General features: G+C 69.0%; 26 protein-coding genes and 1 pseudogene. 13 read left to right on the top strand and 14 right to left on the bottom strand.

Annotated features, from left to right (window positions below):
* Positions 1-4: 4 nt before the first annotated feature.
* Complete coding sequence (locus tag ACFM35_RS13210) at positions 5-907, bottom strand: WcbI family polysaccharide biosynthesis putative acetyltransferase (RefSeq protein WP_378842741.1); 903 nt, start codon at positions 905-907, stop codon at positions 5-7.
* Between the two features lie 174 nt (positions 908-1,081).
* Between ACFM35_RS13210 and ACFM35_RS13205 the strand changes: the two are divergent.
* The 4 genes and pseudogenes from ACFM35_RS13205 to ACFM35_RS13190 all read left to right on the top strand — a co-directional run.
* Positions 1,082-2,179, top strand: a pseudogene (locus ACFM35_RS13205) (glycosyltransferase); the annotation flags it as partial.
* A complete protein-coding gene (locus ACFM35_RS13200) occupies positions 2,176-3,303 on the top strand; it encodes a glycosyltransferase (protein WP_378842739.1) in 1,128 nt (375 codons plus the stop codon). The pseudogene ACFM35_RS13205 and the gene ACFM35_RS13200, both read left to right, overlap by 4 nt.
* A complete protein-coding gene (locus ACFM35_RS13195) occupies positions 3,300-4,310 on the top strand; it encodes a hypothetical protein (protein ID WP_378842737.1) in 1,011 nt (336 codons plus the stop codon). Before ACFM35_RS13200 ends, ACFM35_RS13195 begins: the two co-directional genes overlap by 4 nt.
* Entirely contained in the window at positions 4,307-5,134 is an 828-nt protein-coding gene (locus tag ACFM35_RS13190; protein WP_378842735.1) for a glycosyltransferase family 2 protein, read from the top strand. The genes ACFM35_RS13195 and ACFM35_RS13190 overlap by 4 nt, the downstream gene beginning before the upstream one ends.
* 174 nt (positions 5,135-5,308) lie before the next feature.
* Here ACFM35_RS13190 and ACFM35_RS13185 read toward each other — a convergent pair whose 3' ends face one another.
* From ACFM35_RS13185 to ACFM35_RS13175, 3 genes are all read right to left on the bottom strand, one after another.
* Positions 5,309-7,144 carry an alpha/beta hydrolase family protein gene (locus tag ACFM35_RS13185; RefSeq protein ID WP_378842733.1) on the bottom strand — a complete coding sequence of 612 codons (1,836 nt, stop codon included), beginning with the start codon at positions 7,142-7,144 and terminating at the stop codon, positions 5,309-5,311.
* Positions 7,145-7,234: 90 nt separating this feature from the next.
* Positions 7,235-8,752 carry a glycerol kinase GlpK gene (glpK, locus tag ACFM35_RS13180; RefSeq protein WP_378842731.1) on the bottom strand — a complete coding sequence of 506 codons (1,518 nt, stop codon included), beginning with the start codon at positions 8,750-8,752 and terminating at the stop codon, positions 7,235-7,237.
* A 61-nt stretch (positions 8,753-8,813) separates the two neighbouring features.
* On the bottom strand, positions 8,814-10,550 hold the full coding sequence (locus ACFM35_RS13175; RefSeq protein WP_378842729.1) for a glycerol-3-phosphate dehydrogenase/oxidase: 1,737 nt from the start codon (positions 10,548-10,550) through the stop codon (positions 8,814-8,816).
* 122 nt (positions 10,551-10,672) lie between these two features.
* Here ACFM35_RS13175 and ACFM35_RS13170 point away from each other — a divergent pair, with 122 nt between their 5' ends.
* From ACFM35_RS13170 to ACFM35_RS13160, 3 genes are all read left to right on the top strand, one after another.
* The gene (locus ACFM35_RS13170) at positions 10,673-11,641 is read left to right on the top strand and encodes a sugar-binding transcriptional regulator (protein WP_378842727.1); all 969 of its coding nucleotides are present in this window, start codon (positions 10,673-10,675) and stop codon (positions 11,639-11,641) included.
* A 253-nt stretch (positions 11,642-11,894) separates the two neighbouring features.
* Complete coding sequence (locus ACFM35_RS13165) at positions 11,895-12,773, top strand: UbiA family prenyltransferase (RefSeq protein WP_378842725.1); 879 nt, start codon at positions 11,895-11,897, stop codon at positions 12,771-12,773.
* Positions 12,774-12,804: 31 nt separating this feature from the next.
* Positions 12,805-14,214 (top strand): phytoene desaturase family protein, encoded by a 1,410-nt coding sequence (locus tag ACFM35_RS13160; protein WP_378842723.1) that lies wholly within the window; start codon positions 12,805-12,807, stop codon positions 14,212-14,214.
* 120 nt (positions 14,215-14,334) lie between these two features.
* Here ACFM35_RS13160 and ACFM35_RS13155 read toward each other — a convergent pair whose 3' ends face one another.
* On the bottom strand, positions 14,335-14,478 hold the full coding sequence (locus ACFM35_RS13155) for a hypothetical protein (protein WP_378842721.1): 144 nt from the start codon (positions 14,476-14,478) through the stop codon (positions 14,335-14,337).
* A 13-nt stretch (positions 14,479-14,491) separates the two neighbouring features.
* Positions 14,492-15,004 carry a hypothetical protein gene (locus ACFM35_RS13150; protein WP_378842719.1) on the bottom strand — a complete coding sequence of 171 codons (513 nt, stop codon included), beginning with the start codon at positions 15,002-15,004 and terminating at the stop codon, positions 14,492-14,494.
* A gap of 262 nt (positions 15,005-15,266) precedes the next feature.
* Here ACFM35_RS13150 and ACFM35_RS13145 point away from each other — a divergent pair, with 262 nt between their 5' ends.
* Positions 15,267-15,806: a GNAT family N-acetyltransferase gene (locus ACFM35_RS13145; protein WP_378842717.1), complete on the top strand. Its 540-nt coding sequence runs from the start codon at positions 15,267-15,269 to the stop codon at positions 15,804-15,806.
* A gap of 61 nt (positions 15,807-15,867) precedes the next feature.
* Positions 15,868-16,152: a putative quinol monooxygenase gene (locus ACFM35_RS13140; protein ID WP_378842715.1), complete on the top strand. Its 285-nt coding sequence runs from the start codon at positions 15,868-15,870 to the stop codon at positions 16,150-16,152.
* 15 nt (positions 16,153-16,167) lie between these two features.
* Here ACFM35_RS13140 and ACFM35_RS13135 read toward each other — a convergent pair whose 3' ends face one another.
* A complete protein-coding gene (locus ACFM35_RS13135) occupies positions 16,168-16,491 on the bottom strand; it encodes a Dabb family protein (protein ID WP_378842713.1) in 324 nt (107 codons plus the stop codon).
* A 159-nt stretch (positions 16,492-16,650) separates the two neighbouring features.
* Between ACFM35_RS13135 and ACFM35_RS13130 the strand changes: the two genes are divergently transcribed.
* The 4 genes from ACFM35_RS13130 (at position 16,651) to ACFM35_RS13115 (ending at position 19,852) form a co-directional block, all read left to right on the top strand.
* The gene (locus ACFM35_RS13130; protein ID WP_378842711.1) at positions 16,651-17,133 is read left to right on the top strand and encodes a hypothetical protein; all 483 of its coding nucleotides are present in this window, start codon (positions 16,651-16,653) and stop codon (positions 17,131-17,133) included.
* Between the two features lie 160 nt (positions 17,134-17,293).
* Positions 17,294-17,764, top strand: coding sequence for an anthrone oxygenase family protein (locus tag ACFM35_RS13125; RefSeq protein ID WP_378842709.1), 471 nt, complete (start codon positions 17,294-17,296; stop codon positions 17,762-17,764).
* 143 nt (positions 17,765-17,907) lie between these two features.
* Complete coding sequence (locus ACFM35_RS13120) at positions 17,908-18,132, top strand: tautomerase family protein (RefSeq protein ID WP_378842707.1); 225 nt, start codon at positions 17,908-17,910, stop codon at positions 18,130-18,132.
* 148 nt (positions 18,133-18,280) lie between these two features.
* On the top strand, positions 18,281-19,852 hold the full coding sequence (locus ACFM35_RS13115) for a LuxR C-terminal-related transcriptional regulator (RefSeq protein ID WP_378842705.1): 1,572 nt from the start codon (positions 18,281-18,283) through the stop codon (positions 19,850-19,852).
* A gap of 33 nt (positions 19,853-19,885) precedes the next feature.
* Here ACFM35_RS13115 and ACFM35_RS13110 read toward each other — a convergent pair whose 3' ends face one another.
* The 7 genes from ACFM35_RS13110 to ACFM35_RS13080 all read right to left on the bottom strand — a co-directional run bounded on the left by ACFM35_RS13110 (position 19,886) and on the right by ACFM35_RS13080 (position 26,426).
* Positions 19,886-20,317 carry a hypothetical protein gene (locus ACFM35_RS13110; RefSeq protein ID WP_378842703.1) on the bottom strand — a complete coding sequence of 144 codons (432 nt, stop codon included), beginning with the start codon at positions 20,315-20,317 and terminating at the stop codon, positions 19,886-19,888.
* Between the two features lie 163 nt (positions 20,318-20,480).
* Positions 20,481-21,104, bottom strand: a complete 624-nt coding sequence (locus ACFM35_RS13105; RefSeq protein ID WP_378842701.1) for a M23 family metallopeptidase — start codon at positions 21,102-21,104, stop codon at positions 20,481-20,483.
* A 124-nt stretch (positions 21,105-21,228) separates the two neighbouring features.
* Entirely contained in the window at positions 21,229-21,840 is a 612-nt protein-coding gene (locus ACFM35_RS13100; RefSeq protein ID WP_378842699.1) for a class I SAM-dependent methyltransferase, read from the bottom strand.
* 16 nt (positions 21,841-21,856) lie between these two features.
* Positions 21,857-22,504: a dihydrofolate reductase family protein gene (locus ACFM35_RS13095; protein ID WP_378842697.1), complete on the bottom strand. Its 648-nt coding sequence runs from the start codon at positions 22,502-22,504 to the stop codon at positions 21,857-21,859.
* Positions 22,505-22,618: 114 nt separating this feature from the next.
* Positions 22,619-24,166, bottom strand: coding sequence for a GMC family oxidoreductase (locus tag ACFM35_RS13090; protein ID WP_378842695.1), 1,548 nt, complete (start codon positions 24,164-24,166; stop codon positions 22,619-22,621).
* A complete protein-coding gene (locus ACFM35_RS13085; protein ID WP_378843041.1) occupies positions 24,163-25,527 on the bottom strand; it encodes an alpha/beta hydrolase in 1,365 nt (454 codons plus the stop codon). The genes ACFM35_RS13090 and ACFM35_RS13085 overlap by 4 nt, the downstream gene beginning before the upstream one ends.
* The gene (locus ACFM35_RS13080; protein WP_378842693.1) at positions 25,524-26,426 is read right to left on the bottom strand and encodes an SDR family oxidoreductase; all 903 of its coding nucleotides are present in this window, start codon (positions 26,424-26,426) and stop codon (positions 25,524-25,526) included. Before ACFM35_RS13080 ends, ACFM35_RS13085 begins: the two co-directional genes overlap by 4 nt.
* Positions 26,427-26,479 lie beyond the last annotated feature (53 nt).

The raw sequence follows: 26,479 nt of genomic DNA, 5'->3' as shown, positions 1-26,479 counted from the left end.
TGGCTCACGCCGCCCACGCCTGCACCGCGTCGGCTTCGACGGTCAGTGCCTCCCGAACGAACTCCGGCCGTTCTTCGTACCACCGGGCGTGCGCCTCGGCGACGACCTCGGCCCCGACGGCCGCACCGTCGACGATCCACCCCTCCCGCGTCGCATCCGTCAGCCCCCACGCCTCCGCGACCCACTCCTCGCGCGGAGCCTGGACGCTCGCGAGGAGCGGGCGACCCGGGTCCACCGGCGGGTGCGGGGCGCCGAACGCTTCGAGCACCCGCGCGCCGAGCGTCAGGAAGACGGGGTTGCCCGGGTGGTTGATCGTGCGCATCATGTCGAACTCGGGCGCCGCGAAGACATCCGAGATGGGCAGGGCGCCGCTCCTCTGCTCTCGACGCGCCAGTTCGGCGACGGAAGCCGCGGCGGTGGCCCGCACCGAATCGGCGCTGAGTCCCTGCCGTGGTGTCAGCCCCGCCGCACGCATCAGTGCGCGCACGTCGTGGTACGGCACCAGCGGGGGATCCTCCACACGCCCGCCCATGCGGATGATCAGCTGGAAGGGATGCAGCCCGGTGAACCGCAGGACGGGGACGACAGCGAACCGGGCGTGGTCCTTCAGGAGCGCGCGCACCTGAGACATCCCCACGGGCAGTCCCCGATAGTCGTCACGGATGGGCTGGGTCACGACGAACGAGGCGCCTCGCAGCAGCCGCTCGAAGTGCGGCATGTCCGAGGGCTCCAGCTCGTGCACCGGCGGAACGCGCACGGTGGGGGTGTCGGCGGCGTCGATGACGAGTCGCAGCGATTCGGCCTGGCAGTTGCCGATCACGAGGCCCGCCTCGAGCGCATGCTCCGAGAGACCGTAGAACTCGCGGTAGTGCCGTGTGCGGGGATCGACGTCTTCGGTCGCTATCATCACTTCTCCTCGCCCGCAAGGGCCCCATCAGAAGACCGTCGCGATCGCATAGTGAGAACTGTACGTCCGTGTCCAGGACATTTTGCCCGACTTCCCCTCCCGCGCTCTGTGCGCTACGTCGACCCCTTCAGGACCCCCTGACACGCTGATTCCCCTCTCCTCCTCACCTCGAAGGGTGGCGCCGTTACCGTCATTGCCCCGCCGCGACTCAGAGTCGCCGCCATCCCCTCTCAGCACCCCTACGTGCGTGCGGTCAGCGACCCCCGGTTCATCGAGCTCCTCCCCGATCCGCTGCCGCCCGGAGCACCGGAGGGTCGATGGTGGCCGCCCCAGATGCTGGACGCCGCGTGGCTCGACCGGAACGCGCAGCGGTTCGATGTGCTGCACGTGCACTTCGGCGCCGAGTCGTACGCAGCCGCCCATGTAGCCGCCGCGATCGCCACGGCGAAGCGGCACGGACGCCCGGTCGTGTACACCGTGCACGACCTGGAGAACCCCCAGCTCAGCGATCAGTCCGGCCACCTGCGCATTCTCGACGAGCTGATCCCCGCGGCGAGCGCACTGGTGACGCTCACCCCCGGTGCCGCGCGCGAGATCACACGGCGTTGGGGAAGAGACGTCGAGGTGATCCCGCATCCGCCTCTGCTGCCGATCGACGTGGCACCGGCCGGGCTCCCCCGTGGCCCCGTCACCGCGGGGATGCACCTGCGCGACCTCCGGCCGAACATCGACGCCGTGGGCGCCGTCGGGACCCTCGCACGCGCGCTCGCGGTCGAACGGGAACGCCGACACGATGTCGCGGGCGTCGTCTATCTGAACGAGGACGTGCGCGACGAGGCCGTCGTGGCCGATCTCGCCGCCATCGTCGACGCGACCCCCCGACTCAGTCTCGAGCGCCGGCCGCGCGCCTCCGATGCGCAGCTCTGGGCCGAGATCGCGGGCCTCGATGTGTGCGTGCTGCCCTATCGTCATGGAACCCACTCCGGGTGGGTCGAGCTCTGCCACGACCTGGGCGTGCCGGTCGCGGGACCGCATGTCGGATACCTCGGTCAGCAGCATCCGCGGTCGTACGAGTACTTCGACATCGGCGATCCCGCCGCCCTGGCCACGGCGATCGACCGTAGCGCCGCCGCCGGTTCACGCCCGGGGAGCGATGAACGCACGCACGTCATGGCCGAGCGCCGGATGTCGCGGCTGACGGATCTGGCCGAGATCCGTCGCAGGCACACCGACCTGTACGCACGAGTGACCGAACGAGGGGACATCGGATGAATCCGTTCACGAGGGCCCTGAAGATCGCGGTCATCGCCCCCTCGCGTCACGCGCTCCACGAGCCGCACGCGGGCGGCCTCGAGAGCGCCGTGTGGGAGCGCGTCCGCGGACTTCGCGAGCACGGCCACGAGGTCGTGCTCTGCGGTCCTGCGGGCTCGGACTTCCTCGGCGACGCCCCCGAACTGACTCTCCCCCGGCTGCGGTGGCCCGACGGCGCTCCGGTGTCGGACGTCGCGTACCCGCGCGGGCACCGACGCGAAGTCGCCCTCGCGATGCACCGGGCCATGGCGTACATCGCCCACGGGCCCGAGCGCTTCGACGTGGTGGACAACCACAGCCTGCACGGCGTGCCGATCGCCTGGACGGATCGGCTGCCCATGCCGATGATCACCACGCTGCACACGCCTCCCCTGCCCGAGATCCTCGCGGCGCACCGCAGCGTCGAGGGCGCTCAACACCGCTACCTCGCCGTGAGCACGCACACGATGCGGGAGTGGCTCCACGCCGGCGTCGAGTCGACGGTCTTCCCGAACGCGGTCGACACCCGTCGCTGGTCAGCCGGGACCGGGGGGAGGGGCCTCGTCTGGTTCGGGCGGATCGTGCCCGAGAAGGCGCCCCACCTGGCGATCGACGCCGCCCGTCTCGTCGGTCGCCGGCTCGTGCTGGCCGGTCGCGTGGGCGATCCGCTGTACTTCGAGCGCGAGATCCTCCCCCGTCTCGGCCCCGACGTCAGGTACGTCGGGCCGCTGCGCCAGCAAGCCCTCGCCCGCGTCGTCGGCCGCAGTGCCGTGGCACTGGTCACACCGATGTGGGACGAGCCGTTCGGCCTCGTGATCGCCGAGGCGATGTCGACCGGAACGCCCGTCGCCGCCTTCGACGCGGGGGGCGTGACCGAGGTGACCGGCGGATCCGAGGGCGCCCTCGCGGTACCCCGCGGAGACGTCGAGGCCCTCGCCGGCGCGGTCGAGCTGCTGATCCAGCGGAGCGTCGTGGACCAGGGCTTCCGTCAGCGCGTGCGCGCGGACGCCGTGATCCGTCATTCGCTGGAGCGCCGGCACGACGAGCTCGAAGACATCCTCCTCGCGCTGACCTCCACCCTCGACGAGCGTTCGGCGGTCGCGTGACACGTGCCGGGTGGTACGTGCACCACCACGGGCACGGTCATCTCACGCGCTTCCTGGCGGTGCGACCACACCTCGACGCCGATGTGACCGTGTTCTCCAGCCTCGAGCAGCCCGCCGATCTGCCCGACGGCACCGAGTGGGTGGTGCTCCCCCGCGACGACGATCCGCGATTCGACGCGGCGGGCGTTCCGCACGATCCGCTCGCCGACGACCCGACCGCGGGCGGTGCACTGCACTGGGCTCCCCGCGGCCATCCGGGCCATCGGCGCCGGCTGACCACGATCGCCGACGAGTGCGAGCGCGATCCGTTCGACGTCTTCGTGGTCGACGTCTCGGTCGAGGTGACAGTCTGGGTGCGCCTGCTCGGCGTGCCGACGGTCGTCTTCACCCAGCCGGGCGAGCGCACCGACGCACCCCACCGGCTGGCGTACAGCGTGGCGGATCGCATCATCGCGCCGTGGGCGCGCGGCATGACCCCGTCCGCGGCGCTCGAGGTCGTGGGCGAGAAGGTGTCCTGGGTCGGCGGAATCACGCGGTTCGACGGGCGCGCGCGGTCGCAGCATCCGCTCGCCCGGCACGTGCTGGTGCTGGGACAGGTCGCCGGCACCGACGTGCTGCACCGAGCAGCGACGGATGCTGCGGCCCACGGCTGGACCATGACGGTCGCGGGAGCCTCCTCGGGCTCATGGCAGGCCGATCCCTGGGATGCCCTGTGCGCGAGCGAGGTGGTCATCAGCGCCGCGGGCCAGAACAGTGTGGCCGACCTCGCGGCCGCGGAGGCGCGTGCGCTCGTCATCGCCTCACCGCGCCCGTTCGACGAGCAGGGGGCCACCGCGCGGGTGCTCGACGACGCCGGACTCGCGGTCGTGGCGGACTCCTGGCCGTCGGCCGACCGGTTGCCCGCCCTCCTCGACAGGGCTCGCTCGCTGTCTCCGGCGTGGGACCGGTGGGGCATCGGCGGAGCCGCCGCCCGTGCCGCCGCGGACATCCTCGGAGCCGCGCGATGACGGCCCGCGTGGCCGTGATCACGGTCGCCTCGCAGTCCCGTGCAGCCCATCTCCAGCGTCAGCAGGAGTTCCTGGACCGGCTGGATCGCACCGACCCGCTCATCCGCGTGGTCGGCTGGCTCGACGAGGAGGCGCCCGCCTCCCCGACCGACGGCGCAGAGGCGATCGCCGTGCACGTCCCACCCGGCGTGCAGGGGCTGCGCGTGGCCGCCGGACGAAACGCCGCAGCGCGGGCCGCGATCGACGCGGGTGCAGAGGTGCTCGTGTTCCTCGATGCCGACTGCCTCGCGGGCCCCGAGCTGCTCGGGCGCTACGAGCGCGCGGCGGCGCAGCATCCGGACTCGCTCCTCTGCGGGCCGGTGACCTACCTGGCTGAGGGCGTGCGGCCGTCGACGTTCGCCGACATGCTCGAGCTGACCCGCCCCCATCCCGCCCGTCCGATGCCCGACGACGGCGAGGTGCGCCGTGCCGACCCGCGCGAGTACGACCTGTTCTGGTCGCTGTCCTTCGCTCTCACGTCGACGACCTGGCAGGCGATCGGAGAGTTTTCGCCGGTATTCGAGGGCTACGGCGCGGAGGACACCGACTTCGCCTGGCGGTCCCGTGAGCGCGGTGTCGCCCTCCGCTGGGTCGGGGGTGCGCACGCGTACCACCAGTGGCACCCGACGTCGTCGCCGCCGTGGCAGCACCTCGACGACATCCTGCGCAACGGTGCGATCTTCGCCGGGATCTGGGGGCGATGGCCGATGTCTGGCTGGCTCGACAGCTTCGCCGCCGCGGGTGCGATCCGCTGGAACGGCGCCACGTGGGTGCGCACGAGCTGACGGGTCACCGAGCCGGATGACCGGACTCTGTCACCGAGCCGGATGACCGGACTCTCCCGAACGGTCGCGACACGCCGCGCGCGGACGCGCTGCGCGCCGTACGGACGGCGTGTCGCGACCGTTCGCGGTGAGGTGCCCGTCGTCGCCGACGTGCACCTCCCCGCGGTCAGCCGATCAGTAGGTCACCGTGAGGGTGTTGGTCACCGACATGATCGTCACCACCGCGGCGTTGATGAACCCGCCGATGTACGGGTTGCCGGTCGCACGGTAGATCTTGCGAGAGATGACCGCCGACACCGCGAGGATCAGGATCACCGGGAACAGCCAGATGCTGAAGATGCCTCCGAACCCGGGAATCGTCTCGCCGGTGACGAAGAACGTCACGTACTGCACAACGACGAGGACGATCGGGGCGAGCGAGTTGGCGACGGCGAGCACCAGGGTGTTGAGCCATTCCTTTCCGCGGAGCGTGAAGCGGTTGAACCCGTTGATGGCCACCGAGTTGGCGAGGAAGTAGACCAGGAAGAACGGGACGTACAGCAGGGCGATCCACAGCTTGTCGGCGTCGAACGCTTTGACGGCGACGACCCAGAACCGGAAGTCGGTCTTGAAGAAGTAGTCGAGTACGAAGACGATCGTGAAGGCCGCGGCGACCGTGACGGCGCCCAGCCCGATGCCGTGGAAGAACTTCTTCCACCCGGGCAGCACACCGCGAGCACGCAGATCGACGCTGTTGCGGCGACCGAACGCGAAGTACGACACGACCATGATGATCAGACCGACGATGCCGTTGATGGCCGCCCACACGGCGATGAAGAAGACCGCACCCTGGGTGAAGATGCTCGGCACCGCGTTGAAGGCGATCCCTTGCATCACCGGCTGCTGACTGAGCCACACATAGCTCCAGCCGGAGAAGAGCGCAGAGACCAGGAGCCCGCCCCAGAACCACGCCAACCCGGTGCGGGTCGAGGCGGCGAGCTGTCGCTCCTCGGTCAGCTTCAGTCCGGCGAAGGCGCGTGTGCCCAGAAGCGCGCGCGTGAAGGCGACGAGGAAGATGCCGAACCCGACGAGTCCGAACGCCGTGGCCGTCTCCTTCACCTGCCATACCTGCGCGCCCGCCTCGATCGGCGTGGGAGCACCGAACGTCTTCTCCCAGAACTCGAGCTGGGAGGCCACGGTCGTCTGGGAGATCGTTCCCCAGGGGTGTGTCTCCGCCGGCGTGTACACGACACGCTCGGCCGAGTCCTCCGCATAGAACTCACCTGCCGAGCGCTGCTCCGCTCCGGACGGGTCGGCGCCGAAGTTGAGGAATGACTGGGCGTTCGGGGTCGTGATGTAGTCGCGCGGAGGCGTGAGCGGGGTTCCCTCCGCGCTGTAGCTGCGGAAGAAGAACTCGTCGTACTGGTCGGCGACGAGACCGACATCCCGAGTGCCGTAGACATTCGTGTAGGCGCCGTCCGCGTCGATGTAGATCGGGTCGTTGTCGACGAGGAACACCGCGTCGATGAGCTGCTCGTCTGCGGCGTCGTCGAGGACGACGGAGAAGTTGGCCGCGCGGGCGCCGTTGGAGTGGCCTGAGACGCCGATCTTCTCGGGATCGACGTACGGCAGGTCGGCGACCAGCTTGACGACGTCGTACATGCCGGTGCCGCCGAGCTCGAGCTGATCGTTGATCAAGGGCGACGAGTTGCCGTGGCCGTACATGTCGATGGAGACGACGACGAATCCGCGGCGCGCGAGCTCGACGTAGTTCGCGTCCTGCATCTCGCGGTTGTTCCACCACCCGTGCGACACGACGATCGCCGGCGCCTTCGCGTCGGCCGAAACGCCGTCGGGTGTGAACAGCAGGGCGCTGATCATCTGCCCGGAGGGCGTCTCCCAGCGCATGTCCTTGATCGCGACGGAGCCGGCATTGGTCTGGACGGCCGATGCGACGATGGCGGACACGAGCATCAGCACGAGTGACAGCGCGAGCCAGAACGGATTGCGTCTGAGGAAGGTGGTTTTCATGTGGTCCCTACTCCTTTGTGTGGGGGTGACGAGTGAACGGGTGACGAGTCTGTGGGGGTGAGGTGAGGTGGGGGGCGACCGCGCGGCACATCAGGTGTCGACGTCGCCGTCGACCCAGTTCATGGTGCGCGTGACCGCCTTCTTCCAGTTGCGGAACATCCGCTCCTTCTCCAGGAGGGGCATCCGGGGTGTCCACCGCCGGGATTCGCGCCAGTTCCGAGTGACCGCGTCCGGCCCTTCCCAGAACCCCACCGCGATGCCGGCGGCGTACGCCGCCCCGAGCGCGGTGGTCTCGACGACCTCGGGTCGGAGGACGTCGACACCGAGTTGATCGGCTTGGAACTGCATGAGCAGCTCATTCGCCACCATCCCACCGTCCACCCGCAGCTCAGTGAGGGGGATGCCGGAATCCGCGTTCATCGCCTCGACCACTTCGCGGGTCTGGAAGGCGGTGGCCTCCAGGGCTGCCCGAGCGAGATGGTTCTTCGTGATGTAGCGCGTCAATCCGAGGAGGGCCCCGCGCGCGTCGGGGCGCCAGTACGGTGCGAAGAGTCCGGAGAACGCGGGGACGAAGTAGGCGCCGCCGTTGTCCTCGACCTGCCGGGCGAGGGTTTCCACGTCGGCGGCGTCTGCGAGCATCCCCAGGTTGTCGCGCAGCCACTGCACCAGAGATCCGGTCACCGCGATCGATCCCTCCAGCGCGTACACCGCGGGAGCCTCGCCGATCTTGTAGCAGACGGTGGTGAGCAGGCCGTTCTGCGAGCGAACGCGCTTCTCACCCGTGTTCAGAAGGAGGAAGTTCCCCGTGCCGTAGGTGTTCTTGGCCATGCCCTCGCTGAAGCACGCCTGTCCGAACGTCGCAGCCTGCTGGTCCCCGAGAACACCGGCGATCGGCACTCCGGGGAGCATGCCGTGGGATCGACCGACGCCGTAGACCTCTGACGAGGACCTGATCTCGGGAAGCATCCCCATCGGTATGCGCATATCGGAGGCGATCTGCTCATCCCAGGCGAGGGTGTCCAGATCCATCAGCATGGTGCGCGACGCATTCGTGACATCCGTGATGTGCAGGCCGCCGTCGACGCCTCCCGTCAGGTTCCACAGGATCCAGGTGTCCATCGTCCCGAAGAGCAGGTCGCCGCGCTCCGCTCCTGCTCTGGCGCCCTCGACGTTGTCGAGGATCCATGCGACCTTCGGTCCGGCGAAGTAGGTCGCCAGCGGCAGTCCCACGACATCCTTGTAGCGGTCGACCCCCTGTTCCCGGGCGAGGTCTTCGACGATGCGCTGCGTGCGCGTGTCCTGCCACACGATCGCCCGATAGACCGGCACCCCCGTGTGTCGATTCCACACGACCGTGGTCTCGCGCTGGTTCGTGAGGCCGACCGCGATGATGTCGCTATGGGTGAGGTTCGCCCGCGTGAGCGCCAGGCCCACGGCCTCCCGGACGTTGTTCCAGATCTCGACGGCGTCATGCTCGACCCACCCGGCGCGTGGGAAGTGCTGCCGGTGTTCTAATTGGCCGCTCGCGACCACCGTCGCGGCGTGATCGAAGACGATGGCGCGGGAGCTCGTCGTGCCTTGGTCGATCGAGAGTACATAGCGAGTCACGTTCAGTGGTTCTCTCCGTTGAGATGGGACATGGTCGGCCTGGTGATCCGGGTCGGGGCGGCTACGCCATCCGCAGGATCCCCGGTGCCGCTGCCCGTGCGCGGGCGGCGGCGGCGTCATCGGGCTCGAGGGCAGCCGCGGCCACCGCGTCGGCGTCGGCGAGGTAGGCCCTCACTTCGGAGTCCCGCTGCTCGGCCGTCCATCCCAGTTCGCCGGCCGCGATCTCGGCCACCTCGCGCACGGCCGCTCGTGCCTCGCCGGGGTATTCGTAGACCATGCGCGTTCTGCGATGCATGACGTCCTCCAGGTGGAGTGCGCCTTCGTGCGTGAGCGCGTAGACGATCTCCGCCCGCAGGTAGGCGGGGGCATGTCGCAGGGGGACGGCCATGTCGGCCTGTGCGTCGCAGATCTGAGCGATGTCACCGATGTTCGCGCCGTAGCGGTGCGTCAGGTGGTCGATCATGGCCCCATCCCACCCGAACTGGCGCCCGATCGCTCGCTTGTCGCGCTCCATCTGGCCGAGGGTGCCGACGCCCGTCAGCGGAATGGACTTCGTCAGGGAGGGCCGCACGGATGCCTGCTCCTCTCCGAGCGCGAAGTCGACGGCGTCGCGTGCCATCACCCGATACGTGGTCAGCTTCCCTCCGGCTATCACCGTCAGACCGGGGACGGGAGACGCGACGGTGTGCTCGCGCGAGACCTTCTCGGATGACGTTCCCTCTTTCGTCCCCGGCTGCAGCAGCGGGCGCAGTCCCGCCCAGGTTCCGACGATGTCGTCGCGCGTGAGGGCGTGCTCCAGGACCGCGTTCGCTTCATTCAGGACGTAATCGATGTCGCGGGCATGAGCGGTCGGACTCACGAGGTCCTCGTTCCACGGGGTGTCGGTCGTACCGATCACCCAGTAGCGCGACCACGGGATGACGAAGAGCACGCTCGTCTTGGTCTGCAGGATCAGTCCGGCATCACCCCGCACGCGATCGCGGGGGACGACGATGTGTATGCCCTTCGAGGCCAGGACCCGCAGGCCTCCCGTCTCGCCCGCCAGGGCCTGCGATCGCTCCGTCCACACCCCCGTCGAACTGATGACGTGACGTGCCTTGACAGGGAAGACGTCACCGGTCTCGAGGTCGCGCAGCACTGCTCCGTCGACCATTCCGCGGTCGTTCTTGGTGAGCTCGACCACTTGCGTCCGGGCCGCCGCGTGCGCGCCGCGACCCACGGCCGTGCGCACGAGGGTGGCCACGTATCGCGCGTCATCGACGGTCGCATCCCAGTACTCGATCGCTCCGACGGCAGCGGAGGCGGAGAGATCCGGGAACACCTCGGCCACCTGCGCTCTCGACAGGTGACGATGCCACGGCAGTGCCCGCTTCCCTCTTCGAAGGCTTGCGAGCGCGTCGTACAGGGCGATGCCGGCTCCGACGAACGCACGCTCCCAGACACGGTGGCGCAGGGGGTAGAGGAACGGGACGGGCCGCACGAGGTGCGGCGCGACGCGGGTCAGGAGAAGGTCTCGCTCGGCGAGCGCCTCGACGACCAGCTTGAAATCCAGCATCTGCAGGTAGCGCAGCCCCCCGTGCACGAGCTTGCTCGACCGGGACGAGGTTCCCGATCCCCAGTCCTGCGCCTCGACGACCGCGGTGTCCAGGCCGCGGCTCGCCGCATCAAGGGCGATTCCCGCCCCGGTGATCCCGCCGCCGATCACGAGGACATCGAGTTCGCCGCCTGCGTCAGCGCTGGAGACGAGCCGCGCGAGGGCGCGTTCGCGGGTCGCAGTGCTCAGCCGATCATCGGGCATGGTCTCGTCCGTTCCTCCGCGACGGCGCCGGTGCATCCGCCGCCGGCCAGAAGCGTATTACGCTCGACGACGCCGATGGCAAAGCGCGCAGGCAACCTGCACGTATGTGCAAAAGGGGGGAAATGAACAAGGAAGAGACGATCCTGACGGCTGCGTCCATGTATTACCTGCAAGACGTGACCATGGAGACCATCGCCAGCAGGCTGCACATGTCGCGCTCGACGGTGTCGCGGCTGTTGAAGGAGGCTCGCTCCTCCGGACTTGTCAGTGTCACCCTCCGCCCGACGCCTTCTCATGCTCCCGAGGTCGCGCAGCGCATCGCGCGCACCTTCGGCGTCGAGGCGCATGTCGTCCCGGTCAGCGATTCGGCCTCGACCCACGAACGGCTCGACCAGGTCGCGACGGCCACCGCGCGTGTCGTCTCGAACTGGTTCGACTCCGACATGATTCTCGGCGTGGCGTGGGGCACGACCCTTGCAGCGGTCGCTCAGCACCTGCCCCAGAAGCCGACGCGCGGAAGCGTCATCGTGCAGCTCAACGGCGGCGCCAACAATCGCGTGACCGGATCGGACTACGTGGGCAATCTCGTCGCCCGCTTCGGAGAGGCCTACGACGCCCGCGTGCAGTTCTTCCCGGTACCCGCCTTTTTCGATTACGCCGCGACGCGGCAGGCGATGTGGCGGGAGCGATCGGTGGCCCGCGTTCTGGACCTCCAGGAGCGGGCGGACATCGCGCTGTTCTCCATCGGGGCGGTGACCGGCCAGGTACCGAGCCATGTGTACTCCGCTGGCTACCTCGAACCCGCCGATATCCGGATGCTCGACCGGGAGGGCGTCGTCGGCGATGTCTGCACCGTGTTCCTGCGTGCGGACGGGACGTACGAGGACCTCACTCTGAACGAACGTGCAACCGGTCCCACGCCGGCGCAGTTGCGTCGCATTCCCCGCCGCGTGTGCGCCGTCGCCGGGGACAACAAGATCGTGCCGCTCCTGGCGGCGCTCCGCGCAGGAGTCGTCACGCATCTGATCCTCGACGAACAGACCGCTCACGGCCTGGTCGCGCGACTGGCCGCGGAGTCATCCGCCGCCTGACCGAGCGCCGGATGACCGGACTCCGCCGCGCGGCCGCGACACGCCGCGCGCGGACGCGCTGCGCCGCGTACGGACGGCGTGTTGCGGGCGTCCGCGCCGCCCGACCCCGAGCCCGGGAACCCCGGCTAAAATCGCGAGTACGTATCACCGGACGCGCCGCTGACCGACAGCTCGAGGAGTACTGCCATCGACGATCACAGCGCGCCGGTAGGGCGTTCGACCGGTGGGAGTCACCGTCGCTGACCGGCCCGGGGTGGCACCCCGGACCCGATCGTCCGGGGCATGGTCGAACGTCACGCGGCTGATCCACATCTCGCGCCCGGTCCTGTGGATCAACGCCATCGGCACCGGTGTCGTCGGCATGTGGCTGACCGGCCAGCTCTTCGACCTGCAGGCTCTTCCGATCATCCTGTGGTTGACGCTGCCCTTCAATCTTCTGATCTACGGCGTCAACGACATCTTCGACCAGGACACCGATGCGCTCAACGCGCGCAAGGGCTCCATCGAGGGTGCGCGCATCGAGCCGCGGGAGGTACGGCTGATCGCGTGGGCGGTCGCGGCCCTGAACCTCCCCTTCCTCGTCTACTTCGTCCTCGCGCTCCCGCTCGCGGCGGTCGCCCTGATCCTGCTCTACACGGGCGTGTTCGTCTTCTATTCCGCGCCACCCCTGCGCTTCAAGACGCGCCCGTTCCTGGACTCCCTGAGCAACGCCGCGTACGCGCTGCCCCTGCTGATCGTTCCCGTCGCGCTGGGTGCGCCGCCGGTGTGGCCGGCGGTGGCCGGTCTGCTCGCGTGGAGCGTGGCAAAGCATGCCTTCGACGCCGTGCAGGACATCGAAGAGGATCGCGCGTCGGGCATCACGACGACGGCCGTCCGGCTCGGACCGCGCGGGACCGCCGTCTGGAGTGCGGCGTGGTGGGTGGTGGCCACGGCGCTCTTCGCCGTCGTCAGCCTGCCCGTGGCGGCTGTCAACATCGTGATCGCGGGCATCCTGATCGTCCGCCTGATGCGGCGCCCCACGCCGGCGACCGGTCGACTCCTCTATCCCCTGTCCGTGGCGTTCCCGTACATCGCCGGCTCCGTGGCGAGTGCGCTGCTCCTCGCCGCCATCTTCTTCGGGACCTACCCGTGACCGTGCTGATCAGCGCGCAAGGCGTGACGTCATGAGTCGCATCGTGGTCGTCGGAGGCGGGCTGGGCGGCCTCGCGGCATCCGCGCTGCTCGCCCGGTCGGGTCACCGCGTCACCCTGCTGGAATCCTCGACGACCGTGGGCGGCAAGAGCCGACGGTTCGAACTCGACGGAGAACGGGTGGACACGGGGCCGTCCCTCGTCACCTTCCCCGGCGTATGGGACGAGCTGCTGCGCCGGCTGGATGCGGGACGCCGGCCGATCGCGGACGTCGGCGCGCTCGAACTGGTGCGCCTGCCCGAGGTCGGCCGCTACTACTACGACGGGGAGGTCGTCTCGCTGCCCGTGCCGCCGGGCCACCCCTGGTACCCGGCCTGGCAGCGGTTCAGCGCTCTGCACGCACCTCTGGCCGATGACGTGACCGCGCTGCTGCTCGCCGATCCGCTCGACCGCGCGTCGTTGCCTGCGCTGCGGCGACTGCTCGGTGTCTACGGCTCCCGACTCACGACGCGCGCCTATCTGGACGGCCTCACGTGGCTGCCGGACGGCCTGCGCGAGATCATCGCCATCCATACCCTCAACGCCGGTGTTTCGCCGGCGCGCACACCGGCGCTCTATGCGAGCATGCCCGCGATCATGGCTGAGACCGGGGTGTGGGTGCCGCGCGGAGGCGTCTACGAGATCGTGCTCGCTCTGCAGAGGCTGGCGGATGCCGCAGGCGTCGAGGTGCGCACAGGCGAAACGGTGACACGTGTCGAACGCGGTCGGGTCACGACCACCCGCACGGCGTATCCCGCCGATCTGGTCGTCAGTGCGCTCGACGCCGACCGCCTGGACGCGCTGCGGGGCCGATCTGGCTCGCGCCGACCCCGTACGCTCTCCTGCTCGGCGATCGCGATCTACGGAGTGCTGGACCACGCCCTGCCCGACGAGATCGCCGCCCACAGCGTCATCCTTCCGACCAGGCCTGCCGCGCTGCATCGCAGCCTCGCTGCGGGCGACGAGCCCGCCGACACGATGGTGTTCGTCAACCACTACCGGGCCGGTGAGATCTATCCGAACGACCGGAGCACCCTGGGCATCCTGCTGACCGGGCCGGCCGACGGCGGGAAGTACACGCTCGAGCACCCTTTCGTGCGCCGTGAGGTCGAGCGCATCTCGACGATCATGGGTCTCGATGCTCCGCTGACCGCCGGCCTGGGCGCGAAGGTGGTGCTCGATCCGCAGTACTACGGGTCATTCGGCGAACCGCACGGCGCCCTGTACGGCGCCGCGCGGCCGCTGTGGATGAGCGGTCCGCTCCACCGACCGGCATATCGAGACCCGGGGACGCCGTGGCTCTGGCGTGTGGGGGCGTCCGTTCATCCCGGTGGCGGGATACCCGCCGTGCTCGGGGGTGCCATGATCGCCGTGTCGAAACTGCTCGCGAAGCATCCGTCCTGATCCGCCGCGCACCGCCGCCCGCGTCCGTACGACGAGCCGGCTCAGGCACTCCACGCGGGAGGACAAGGGCGCGCCCCGGCGACGGAGGTCGCCGGGGCGCGGACGCCGGGTGGATGAGGGTCAGCCTGACGGGTTCTCGACCGGCGTGTCCTTCTCGTCCGTGGTGTCGGGCAGGTTCTCGTCGGGCTCCGACGAGGATGCGACGGTGGAACCGTCGGCCGCGGCATCCGACGTGCCTGCTTTGTCGTGTTCGTCCATCTGCATGGTGCGCTCCTGATCAGTGGGTGAAGCGGTCGAGGAATCCGGCGATGGGGCGCTGCTGCTCGCCTTGCTGCGCTCCGAGAACGATCAGGACCGCCGTGAGCGCAGGGATGACCCACTGGACGACGCGCTGCTGCTGCTGCACCGACGCGAGCTCCTTCGACGCGGAGGCATCGGGCTCGGTGACGCCCGCGCCACCCTCATCGGCGTGCTTGGCGATCTTCGCTCCGAGCAGTCCGGCGTAGAGGCTGGCGACGCCGGCCGCGATCGTGACGACGAGCTTGATACCCGTGTTGGTGCGCGCCTCGGACTGGTTCTTGAGGCGTTCCTTGTTGCCGAGGATGAGTCCGACCCCGCCGATGCCGTGGATGATGATGGCGCCCAGCTGCACGGGGGCCCACTTCGCCCAGCCGATGGACGAAAGCCGCAGCCGTTCTTGGGGGTTCGCGGCCTTCGCCGTTCCGCCGTTGAGGCCCACGGCGCCCATGAGGGTGCCGCCGAACCAGGCCGCGAGGCCGACGTCGTGCATTCCGCGAACAAGGGTGTTTCGAGCCGACATAGTGCCGTCCTGTCAGTTGAGGGACTTCACCCTGACACGGCTCCCCTCGCTTCGCCGCAGGGGTTGCGCATCCGCCGGAAAGGTGTACGTCGCGAGTACTCCGCGGGCGCGGGGCCCGACACGCCTCGCGCGTGCCGGCGAAGCGCGCGTGCCGAGTGACGCACGGGACGGCGGATGCGCAGACGGAACTGCGGCGCCCGTCTCACGAGTGTCGGGCTGCCATAATCACGTCATGCGGGGCGACGACAGGGCAGCACCGACGGGGACTGTCGAGACCGAGCGCCTGGTGTTGCGGACGTGGCGGATCGACGACGCCGCATTTCACCGACAGCTTTGGGCGGAACGTGACCCCCGCGTCCCCGCTCATCGTCGCCTCACTCGTGATGGACATCCCCGCGTTGTTGAGCTGGAGGCTCGGCTGCGTGGCTACACGCAGGTACCGGCGCCCGGTCTGCTCGTCGTGCAGCGCAGAGGTTCCGAGACCCCCCTGGGGTACTGCGGGCTCATAGACAGCTCCGTCGGCCGCCCTGGAGAACCTGAGCTCGCCTTCGAGTTCCTGCGGGCGTTCTGGAATCTCGGGTATGCGACTGAGGCAGGGGGCGCAATCGTCGAAGAGGCGCGGATGCTCGGTTACACGCACCTCGTGTCGACCGTACGTGCGTGGAACACGGCGTCGCTGCGAGTCCTCGACAAACTGGGGTTCGTCGACACGGGTGAGCAGGAGGATGACGAAGTGCACGGCGACTCGCTCCTCCTGAGGAAGCGGCTCTGAGAGAAGGGCGATCCTCCGCGACCGTCAGCGACGCCCTGGCGCCCTCCCCTACGGTGGGTGGATGAGCGAGGTGCGCGTCAGGGGACAGCTGATCTGCACGACCGAGGAGCAGGCGCGCGTCGTCCGTCTCCACCTGCCGGAGCACATCGCGCTCACTCGTGATGAGCCTGGCTGCCGGTCTTTCACCGTCACTGCGACGGACGACCCCATGACGTGGACGGTCGAGGAACGGTTCGACGACGAATCCGCCTTCGAGGAGCATCGGAAGCGAGTCACCGGCAGCGAATGGGGTCGAGTGACGACGGGGATCGAACGCCGTTATTCGATCGAAGGCCATCCCCACTGAGTCCTCGGTCGATGGTCAGCGGTCACCTGATGATGCAGCGACGTCGAAGACGACGACCTGTTCCGCCCACTGCGTGATGAGCTCCGCGACGGGTCGGTGCGCCGGGTGAGGCAGGTAGTCGTCGCGAGCAGCGCTGCTGACGAAATCGACGACGAGCGCCCAATCGAACCCGCCCGCAAGACCTTCCGGGCTGGTGTTCGGTCCGCACGCGACATCGAGGACCCCGGGGACCGCGTCCGCGAGCGCGTGCGCCCCTTCCGTGAGCTCATCCAGCACCGCTGAGCTGACTTCCCGCTTCCAGCGGACGAGCACGATATGGACGACCGGCGAATGACTCATCGTCACAGACTGCCCTAAGCGACCGGCAGCCGGGTGTCTGGCAATGCCGTGGGAATGCCGTCCTTCCGAGTGCGATGGTGCCAGCGTGGAGTGATGGATGACATCGAATCCACTCGCTCGGACCGAACGACAGCACGCCTTCGAAAGAAGAATTCATTCGTGGGCGGCGCCTCGATCGTGCTCATCGCATCGCTGAGCGCGTGCGCGGCCCCCGGCTTGAGCGACGGACAGGCCCCGGTCACACCCTCCTCGCAGAGCTCGTGGGAACCGAGCCCCACAATCACGACGACCACGACCCCGCTGCCGCTCACACCGCCGCCCACGGCGGCCGATGAAATCGCACGCGCGACGTTCGACGCCGTCGGCGCGGGTGGAGTCCCGGAATCCACTTCGACCTCGGTGGACGTGCTGCGTGGTGGGCAAGTTCTCCTCGAAGGACGGTGCGACGGCGAGCGGGTCAGATTTCGCCTGACCACGGCTGCCACCGGCGAGGACCAACGGCCGCTGTACGAGGGCACCATGCTGTGCAGCGGGGCACTGTCGACCATCATCGAAAGCGGCGGCTACGCCGGCCCGGTGCAGTTGAGCATCATCGACGCCACCGACGCTGACGCCGCTTGGGTGCTCGCCCGTTCGTCCTGACGCCGCGGCGCCCCGTCCATGATCGCGGAGGCGCCGGCCACCAGAGACGAAATCCGTGCCGACCTTCACCTGCGCGCAGCGGCGGAGCAGAATGAGAACTCCTCCCTCGAGATGATCCGGCGTCGGCCCGATCATCTCGGCCGGACGAGAAGGGTCAGATGTGCTCGCTGTGTCGCTCGGTGTGTCGCTCGCGCTGGTCAGCCTCCTCGCCGGAGTGCATCTCACGGGACAGTTCATCCTGAACCCGCCACTGCGGGAGCTCGAATACGAGCCCTATCTCACGATGAAACGTCTCATCGATCGCGATGCCCCGAGACTCGCAAAGCCGCTGATGCTCGTCAGTCTGCTCTCCACCGCCGTCAGTGTCGTGGTCGCCCTCGCCGGCGGAGGAGCAGTGACAGTCGTCGCGACCGCTGTCGCGCTGAGCGCCCTCGTCATCACGCTGATGGCGACCGTGCGCGGCGATCTGCCGATCAATCGAGCAATGGCTCGCTGGGAGCCGTCGACTCCGCCGCAAGACTGGCAGCAGACACGGAGCCGGTGGGAGAAGTTCTTCCTGATCCGAGTGATCACGACATCCCTCGCGGTCTGCGCAATCCTCGCGGGCTTCATCGCTGCTGCGTCACGGTGAGTCGGGGCCGGCATCGTCCGGTGGCCCGTCCGGGCCATCAGTCGCGCGGGACGAAGGTGGCCCATACCGGTGATGCCGGCTCCCCCGTCGCCGGGAGATCCTGAGGGTGCCCGGCAGCGGCTGGGCATCCGAAGGAGGAAATCATGCCGTTGATTCAGGTCAAGATCATCGAAGACGTCTTCAGCCGCGAGCAGAAGCAGCAGATCGTTCGCGATCTCACGGATGCGATGGTCGCCATCGAAGGCGAGAACATGCGCCCCGTGACGTGGTGCATCGTGGAGGAGGTGCAGAGTGGCGACTGGGGGATCGCCGGCAACGCACTGACGACCGCGGACGTGAAGGCGCTGGCTGCGGGCGTCGCCGCCTAGCCGATCCGCGCATGGGGTGCCATCCTGACTACGTGGCACCCCGATGCGCGGTCGTCGAGCGGCCCACCCGGGTCTGCGGGAGCACTCGAGTGGGGCGTCTTTCGTGGCGACACCCGCCGCACCGGTATCCGGCCGGGGCGCCGGGCTGATGACCGATGATCCCGTGCGTGACGCCGGTGATCCCGTGGGTGACGCCGCCGCGTCGGAGGACATCGCCCAGGCCAAGTGGTGGCTCGATGATGCCGCCGGCTGCCTCTCCGCCCGAGAGCGGGCCTATCGGCTATACCGGGCGGCCGGGGATGATCGCGGGGCCGCTCGGGCGGCGGTCGCCCTGGGATACGACGCTGCGTTGTTCGGTGAGGGCGTTTCCGTCGCGCAGGGGTGGCTCTCCCGAGCCCGAGAGCTTCTCCGCTCGCAGACTGACACCGTGCCTGAGCACGGGTGGCTGGCCGCCCGTGAGGCGGAGCTCGCACTGAATGTCACGCATCAGCCGGATATCGCGGTGGAAGCGGGGACACGTGCGGCCGAGATCGGGGCGCAGCTCGGCGTGGTCGATCTCGAATTCGTCGGTCACGCACTCGCGGGGTTGGCTGTGGTTCGTCGTGGTGAGCCAGCCGACGGCCTCCGCGTCTTGAACGAGTCGGTGGCCGCAGCTCTTGCCGGCGAGGTCTCGGATCCGATGTGGATGGGGAAGATCTGCTGTTGGCTCGTCGCGGCGTGCTACGAGACTCAGGACCTCTCCCGGGCCCTGGAATGGTGCGCCCGAGTCGAGCGCGTCTGCCGCGAGAGGGGGCTCATGCCGCTTTTCGATGTCTGCCGCATCATGTACGCGTCCGTTCAGCTCGACAGCGGTGAGTGGGTAGATGCCGAGCACCAGCTCCTGGCCGTCTTGGATCGGATGCAGACCTCTCGTCGCGGATCCCGTGTGGACGCCGTCATCGCGCTCGGTGAACTGCGCCGGCGGCAGGGGCGACTCGACGAGGCCGAGAATCTCTTCGCGCGTGCGGAGTTCGATGTCCGCGCGATCCTGGGTCGCGCGCTGATCCTCATGGACCGCGGACAAGCCCCCTTGGCGTGGGCGCAGGTAGATGCTCTCCTGTCTCGAATCGACGAGAGCGACACGCTGGTCAGAGCACGCGTCCTCCGGGCCGCAACCCGATGTGCGAACGCGTCCGGTGACACGGAACGCGCCGCCACCGCAGCTCGTGAGCTCGCCGTGATCGCCGTGATCGCCGGAAGCGTGGCGACACCGTCGCTCGCAGCGCATGCCGCGGAGGCCGCGGCCATCGTCGCGAGTCCTGACCTCGCCGCGGCGTCATGGCGTCGCGCCGTCCGCTTGTTCCACGATGCGGGACTCCCATTCGATGAGGCGGAAGCACGGCTGGGGCTCGCTTCGTCGCTTCCCCCTGCGCACCCCGAGGCGCAGGCGCAGTCCGACATCGCGGAACGAGTGCTCGCGAATCTCGGCGTCGTAGGGAGAACGACAACCCATCGCACGGATCGACTCCGCCCGCTCGACGGTCGCGCCGACCAATTGAGCTCCCGCGAGAGGGAGGTGTTGCGCCTTGTCGCCGACGGGATGACGAACACGCAGATCTCCGAGAATCTCGGGGTCAGCCCGCACACCGTGCACCGACACGTCGCAAACATCCTGACCAAGCTCGGCGCACCGACGCGGGCTGCCGCCGTCTCTTCGGCCGAGCGATCGGGTCAGCTGTGACCATACCTCGCACGTGCCGTCCGCGCGTGGCGATCACGGGCCTCCTTCGTCCCCGGTCATGGTGATCGTCTCCGGAAGGGTGTCGCCGCTGTCCGTCACCATGCGTCGGAACTCGTCTCCCTCGCGGATGTACAGGCCGGCCTCGCCACCCGTCACGTAGTACTGCGTGGCGGCGTCGCCACCCAACATGCTCGGCGTGAGGAAGAGGAGGTACTCCCGGGTCGGTTCCAGGAGCGGCGCAGCGAGCGAGGATCCCGCACTGTCCATCTGGCGGACTTCGACGATGTCACCCGCAACAGGTGGAACGTCGGCGCTGTCGAGATCACCACCGAGCTGCGGGTTGGTCGGCGCGTTCGACACCTGGAACGTCGAGACCATCGCGTCGTCGCTCTGCCGTTGCGCCGTCACCGTTCCCACGACGATCGCCGTGCTGTCCCGTGCGAGATCATCGATGCTCTCGTACAAGGCCGCGCGACTCCCGGAAGAGGCCGAAGTGCAGCCGGTCACCGCCACCATGAGAACCGCCGCGGTGAGAATCGCGGCAGCAGCACGAGGCGCTCCGCGATGATTCACGCTGTCGCCTTCCGCAGTGGAGAAGTCATGCGTCGACACTAGGCCGCGATGACGCTCAGGTGGCGGCTGCGATGACGATGTCGCCGTTCCGGGGCATCGACCCATCGAATGTCATCCGCACCGCGCGGGCCTGATCGATGTCGATGTTGTCGACTACTTGGACGTGCACGTGCGGCTCGGTGCTGTTCCCCGAGTTCCCACATCGACCGAGCGCGTCGCCCACATCCACTCGCTCACCCGGTTGCACCTCGATGCTGCCCTGCTGGAGATGACAGAGCGCGACCACGATGCCGTCGGTCTCGATGAGCACATGATTCCCGGCGAGGGCCACCCACCCTGCCTGCGCTCGCCGCCGCTGCGTCAGGGCGTATCCGACGGAGGGGAGACCACGATACGCAGGATGGTCCGGTTCCGAGTCGTGCGTCAGAACGACGATCCCATCCACCGGAGCACGCAGGATCAGCCCGAAGCCGCGGAACCGTTCCGGTGGTTCGGGCCGCACGAGAGTGCCCACCCGGATGGGCGCGGTGCGCCCCCGGAGATCGACGGGGACGAAGTCGATCGCATACGACGACGCGAACGCGGTGGTGCCGTGACTGGGCACCCGGTCAGCGGGACTGTTCTGCACTCGCCACCGACCCTCGAACGGGTAGCTCAGGTCAACGGAGATCACCGCCATGGATCCGGTCGTCCCGATGTCGGCCGAAGTCGATCCGCCGTCACCGCCATGATCTGTCTTCCGGGCCTTGATATTCGATCCATTCCGCTTCCATGCGCCCAGGCTAGCCACCGACCCGCAGCGCTCAGTCCGCCATTGCGAGCTCGGCGACGATCGCTCCGTGGGGGCGGGGCTTCGGATGCCGTCCGGTTCGCGTATGGGTTTCGATGACGTGGAAGCCCGCGGCGCTCAGCTCGTTCGCGAGCGCCTCCGGCCGCCACCGGTAGGCGGTGATCACTGCATGATCGAACGGCTCGACGAGGGGACCGACGAAGAAGCCGATCAGAAGCGCGCCGCCTGGTCGTAGCATCCGTCCGAACTCTTCGAGTGTGGCGCGTACCGCGCTCGGGTCGTGATGAATCAGGGAGTACCAGGCCAAGATGCCGTCCACACTGCCGTCGGCATCAGGGAGCCGGTCGAAGCTGCCGACGGTGAAAGGCACGCCGGGGTAGGTATGGCGAGCATGGTCGATGAACTCGGGCACCTGGTCCACGCCGCGCACGTCGTGGCCCTGCTGCACGAGATGTGCAGTCCAGTGTCCCGGGCCGCACCCCGCATCGAGGATCGGACCGTCGATGCGCGACGCCCACGAGGTGATCAGCTGCAGGTCGGACGGATGGGCGGACGAGATCGCACCGAGCTTCGCGACGTACTCACCGGCCCGGTCCGCGTAGGCAGAGGCGACAGGCGACGACATGGGGACGGTGTGGAGACTAGCGGGTGAAGGTGACGTGGATCGTGCCGCTCTCGGCGACTTCCGTCGACACGGCGTGCGAGAGCTCGAGTCCGCGGAGGTTCTCCCAGACGCCGTTGCCTCGGCCGAGCACGATGGGCGCGATTCCGACGTGCAGGTCGTCGACCAACCCTGCGCTGAGGAACTCGCGTGCCGTGCTGATTCCGCCCCCGATCCTCACGTCGAGGCTGCCCGCCGCGGCGATCGCCTCGTCGAGCACTCCCTCGATGGGTCCGGTCCGGAAGTGGAATGCGGTCCCGCCACCGAAGCGTAACGAGGGTCGCGGTGCCGAGTGCGTGAGGACGTACACAGGGAAGCCGAAGGGCGGATCTTCGCCCCACCAGCCTTTCCAATCCGGATCGTCGGGGTGGGCGTGCACGCCGAACATGCCGGCACCCATGATCTCCGCGCCCACGCCTGTGAAGAATGCGGTCGCGTAGGCGTCATCGACACCCGTGGTTCCAGCGCCGCTGGTGTCGGCGAACACCTTCGCCCGGAAGGTGCGGGTTGCTGCGTAGGCCGCCGTCAGGGCCCCCCAATCCTCGCCCATGGGGTTCTCCCCGACGTTGCCCGGCGCCGCGGTGAAGCCGTCGAGCGAAGCGAACAGGTCCATGCGGATACGAGTCATCTCAGGCTTCCTTCGGCAGCGGGACACCGCGGGTGCGGTGTCCGGTTCCGCGAGGGGTCGACGCCGGGCACGCCGCCAGTCTCGCGGATGCCGCTCGCCGCGTCGACCGCATCCTCACGCGGGGGCGAGGAACCGCTCGGCGGTCCGCAGGGACAGCGCCATCGTCGCCAGCGCGGGATTGGCGCTCAGGGCGCTGGGGAAGATCGAGTTGTCGCAGATCCAGAGATTCGGGATGTCGAAACTCCGGCCGTATCCGTCGACGACGCCGGTCTCGGCATCCGTGCTCATGCGGCACGTTCCGAGGGTGTGCGCCGTGCGCGCGAGCACCATCGTGTCCGTCGCCCCGGCTCTCTCGAGGATGCGGGTCATCAGAGCGGTGGCGTGCCGATCGATCGCCTCCTCGTTCTCGCCGGCCGAGAACGAGATCCGCGCGCGCGGGATGCCGAACTCGTCCAGCTCGTCGCTCAGCTCCAGACGGTTCCGCTCGGAGGGCAGGCACTCGGCGTTGATGCCGACACCGGCGTAGTAGCGGTATCCCTCGATCATCCGCACGAGATCCTCGCCCCAGAGCCCGCCGCCGCGGACGAATGTCGTGGCGAGCGTCAGGGGCATGACGCCAAGGCTCTGCAGAAGATAACCGCCCACGAAATCGGCGTCGGCGGGGCGCACCATGTCCTCCGAGATGAGGGACGACGGGTAGCCGCGGTAGCTGCGCACCGGATCGTCGAAGCGTCCCCACACCTGCACCGCGCCATGGGCGAGGAAGTTGCGTCCCACCTGCCCGCTGCTGTTCGCGAGGTCGTTGTTCAGCAGCAGGCGTGGCGTCTCCACTCCGCCCGCGCAGAGGAACAGGGCGGCGCAACGCTGGCGCCGGTCGACGCCGTCGCGCCGATAGACGACCGCGGTCACGTCACCGCGCCCGTCGAGTTCGACGGTGTGCACAGTGCTGTCGGGGCGGATCTCGGCACCTGCCGCGACCGCCGCCGGGAGGTAGGTCGTGTCCATGCTGGTCTTCGCCGCGAATCGGCATCCTTGGTGGCACGCGCCGCAGTTGATGCAGGCGTTGCGGTGACCGGCATGCGGCTGGTCGACGCCGCGGGTGAGGACGGCCGCGGGCGCATCGGTCGCACGCAGGCCGAGTGCCTCGCAGCCGCGCGCCACGAGATCGGCCGACGCGTTGCGGGCGGCGGGCGGGTAGGCGTACCGACGGGACGGGTCCCAGGGATATTCGGCCGGCCCGGACACCCCGATCGTCGCCTCGACGCGTTCCAAGTACCGCGTCAGGTCGGCGTGTTCGATCGGCCAGTCCCGCCCCTGCCCGCTCTCGGTGGCCAGGCGCAGGTCCCTCGGATCGGGGCGGGGCGTGAAGGCACCCCAGTGCAGGGTCGACCCCCCGACGCCGCGCCCGCTGTTGTTCGGACCGAACGCGGTGGGGGTCTCGCCACCGCTCAGGCGTTCCGACATCCAGTTGATCTGCACGGCGTCGTTCTCGTCGGGCGTGAGGTCTTCGAGATCGAAGTTGGGCCCGGCCTCGAGGGCCACCACACGAAGGCCGCGTGCCGCGAGGGCGGCCAGCAGCGGCGCACCACCCGCACCGGTTCCGATCACGACGGCATCGACCACGTCGTCGTCGGCGAAACGCTGCATCGTCGTCAGGTTCATACCGAGCGCTCCTCTCCCAGCTCGGTCGGCTCCCAGGCGTCGCGGGCGCCCTGCCGGAGGTCGGAGAAGCCCCGCAACGGCAGCACCGTTCCGCCGGTGGCGAAGCCGTCGTAGCCGATGTGCGCCATCGTCGCGGGATGCGCCATCCACTGCCGCACGAGGTCGACGCGCGCGTCTTCGAACCAGGCGCTCAGCTGCTGCCCGGTCCATCCCTTCGGCGGCGTGAAGGACTCGTCCAGGATGCTGCGCACGGCCGCCCGCCGTTTGCCCATGTCCCCCTCCATGGCTGAGGCGATCGCGTCCAGTCCCGATCGGTAGGCCTCGGGATCGGGCGGCATGTCGGCGACGCGCCACCCGTCGCCTTCGCCGCGATGCAGTTGCGCGTCCACGCGGGCGGCGAGGTCGATCCTCGGACCGTCCGGCTGCGGCACGACGACGTCGGCGAGCGCCCGCAGAGCGCTCATTGCCGCGGGCGTCAGCACCTGGGGCGCGTATTCGGGATCGTCGGCGATCGCGCGCCGCGCGAGCGTGGCCCGGACGCGCTGATCCGTGCGCGACGAGGCGATCAGCGCGCTCCACTGGGCGGGCACCGCGGGCGCGGATCGCTCGATCTCGTCCCACAGCGCGAGCGCGGCATCCGCGACCGCATCGGTGCGTTCGTACGGCAGCAGGTGGCCGGCACCGGGCAGGGTGACGAACCGCGCACGGGGGTAGAACCGACCGTGCAGATCGGGCTGGGCCTTCGCGCCCAGATCCTCGTCGTCGTCGCCGCCGAGCACCACCGCGGGAAGGTCGAGCACGCCGACGGCGTCCGAGACGTCTTCGCGGCTTCCCGACTCCAACCAGTGCCGCCACGCGACGGGAGACCCCCGACGCAGATCCGACTCCGCGACGGCATCATCGGTGGAGTCGAGCGGCGAGCCGATGTTCATGTCGATGAACGTGCGGGCCTCCGCCGTGCCGAGAGGGCCGCCCTGCACCCACGACAGCATCTGCGCACGCCGCTCTTCAGCCATCGGCTCGGGAGTCGGCGGCGAGGCGGCCAGGAGCACGACACCCGTCAGTCCGAAGAGGTTCGCGGTGCCGTTCAGCACCCGCGCGGCGACGACGGACGCCACTTTGCCGCCCATGCTGTGCCCGGCCAGCATCCAGCGCTGCGCTCCGTCACGGACGATGCGCGCGATCACGTGGTCGGCCAAGCCCGCGACCGACAGGTCGTCGGTGACGGGCTCATCCCCGAAGCCGGGCAGCTCGATCCCGACCACGCGCAGGCGAGACTGCAGCCGCGCCGACAGACCGTCGAACTCGCGGGCACTCGATCCCAGCGCGTGCAGCGCGTAGAGCGTGGGCGCGGCGTTCAGGGCGTCACCATCCCACCGTTGACGTTCAGCGTTTCACCCGAGACGTAGCTCGATTCGGCGGATGCGAGGAAGACGAACGCCGGCGCGATCTCGGCCGGTTGCCCGGCCCGCTTGTAGGTGCTCTCCTCATCGAAGTCCGCCATCTGGTCGTCGGATACCCCGCCCGACACCTGCAGCGCCGTCCAGGTGGGGCCGGGGGCCACGACGTTCACACGGATGCCGCGCGGAGCGAGCTGCTGGGCGAGCCCCTTCGACAGGTTGTTGATCGCCGCCTTCGTGGCGGCATAGTCGAGTCTGTCGGGGGCGGGTTGGTACGCCTCGAGCGAGGCGGTGTTGATGATCGTCGAGCCTGGCTGCAGGTGCGGCAGCGCGGCCTTCACGAGCCAGAACGGCGCGAACACGTTCGTGCGGAAGGTCGACTCGAACTGCTCGTCTGCGAGGTCTTCGACCCGGTCGACCGCGACCTGCTTCCCGGCGTTGTTGACAAGGATGTCGAGGCCGCCGAGGGCTGCGACGGCGTCCCGCACGATCTCGCGGCAGCGCGCGGCGTCGGTGATGTCGGCGACGATGGCGACCCCGACGCGGCCGGCCTCGCGGATCAGCTCGACGATGTGCTCGGCATCGCCCTCCTCGTCGGGCAAGTGGACGATGGCGACGTCGGCGCCTTCCCGAGCGAAGGCGATCGCGGTCGCGCCGCCGATGCCCGAGTCGCCGCCGGTGATGAGCGCTCGGCGCCCCTGCAGCCTGCCCGTGCCACGGTAGGTCTTCTCCCCGAGGTCGGGCACCGGCGTCATGCGCGACTGCACCCCCGGCTCAGGCTGATGCTGGATCGGCGGCTCGACGCGGTCATACCGTGTGAGCGGGTTGTCGAAGCTGTACTGGTCGACGGGTTCGGGCATGTCCTCACGATAGGAGGGGCCTCCGACGCGATCGGAGGGGTTGCATCGACGTC

This window comes from Microbacterium songi (assembly GCF_042747925.1).
In the GTDB taxonomy this organism is placed as follows: Bacteria; Actinomycetota; Actinomycetes; order Actinomycetales; family Microbacteriaceae; genus Microbacterium.
This window is presented reverse-complemented; position numbering and strand designations above follow the sequence as displayed.

Coding starts and splice junctions, on each gene's coding strand:
- ACFM35_RS13210 (WP_378842741.1), bottom strand. CDS start 907: ATGATAGCGACCGAAGACGTCGATCCCCGCACACGGCACTACCGCGAG.
- ACFM35_RS13200 (WP_378842739.1), top strand. CDS start 2,176: ATGAATCCGTTCACGAGGGCCCTGAAGATCGCGGTCATCGCCCCCTCG.
- ACFM35_RS13190 (WP_378842735.1), top strand. CDS start 4,307: ATGACGGCCCGCGTGGCCGTGATCACGGTCGCCTCGCAGTCCCGTGCA.
- ACFM35_RS13185 (WP_378842733.1), bottom strand. CDS start 7,144: ATGAAAACCACCTTCCTCAGACGCAATCCGTTCTGGCTCGCGCTGTCA.
- ACFM35_RS13175 (WP_378842729.1), bottom strand. CDS start 10,550: ATGCCCGATGATCGGCTGAGCACTGCGACCCGCGAACGCGCCCTCGCG.
- ACFM35_RS13170 (WP_378842727.1), top strand. CDS start 10,673: ATGAACAAGGAAGAGACGATCCTGACGGCTGCGTCCATGTATTACCTG.
- ACFM35_RS13160 (WP_378842723.1), top strand. CDS start 12,805: ATGAGTCGCATCGTGGTCGTCGGAGGCGGGCTGGGCGGCCTCGCGGCA.
- ACFM35_RS13155 (WP_378842721.1), bottom strand. CDS start 14,478: ATGCAGATGGACGAACACGACAAAGCAGGCACGTCGGATGCCGCGGCC.
- ACFM35_RS13150 (WP_378842719.1), bottom strand. CDS start 15,004: ATGCACGACGTCGGCCTCGCGGCCTGGTTCGGCGGCACCCTCATGGGC.
- ACFM35_RS13145 (WP_378842717.1), top strand. CDS start 15,267: ATGCGGGGCGACGACAGGGCAGCACCGACGGGGACTGTCGAGACCGAG.
- ACFM35_RS13140 (WP_378842715.1), top strand. CDS start 15,868: ATGAGCGAGGTGCGCGTCAGGGGACAGCTGATCTGCACGACCGAGGAG.
- ACFM35_RS13135 (WP_378842713.1), bottom strand. CDS start 16,491: ATGAGTCATTCGCCGGTCGTCCATATCGTGCTCGTCCGCTGGAAGCGG.
- ACFM35_RS13120 (WP_378842707.1), top strand. CDS start 17,908: ATGCCGTTGATTCAGGTCAAGATCATCGAAGACGTCTTCAGCCGCGAG.
- ACFM35_RS13115 (WP_378842705.1), top strand. CDS start 18,281: ATGACCGATGATCCCGTGCGTGACGCCGGTGATCCCGTGGGTGACGCC.
- ACFM35_RS13105 (WP_378842701.1), bottom strand. CDS start 21,104: ATGGCGGTGATCTCCGTTGACCTGAGCTACCCGTTCGAGGGTCGGTGG.
- ACFM35_RS13100 (WP_378842699.1), bottom strand. CDS start 21,840: ATGTCGTCGCCTGTCGCCTCTGCCTACGCGGACCGGGCCGGTGAGTAC.
- ACFM35_RS13095 (WP_378842697.1), bottom strand. CDS start 22,504: ATGACTCGTATCCGCATGGACCTGTTCGCTTCGCTCGACGGCTTCACC.
- ACFM35_RS13090 (WP_378842695.1), bottom strand. CDS start 24,166: ATGAACCTGACGACGATGCAGCGTTTCGCCGACGACGACGTGGTCGAT.
- ACFM35_RS13080 (WP_378842693.1), bottom strand. CDS start 26,426: ATGCCCGAACCCGTCGACCAGTACAGCTTCGACAACCCGCTCACACGG.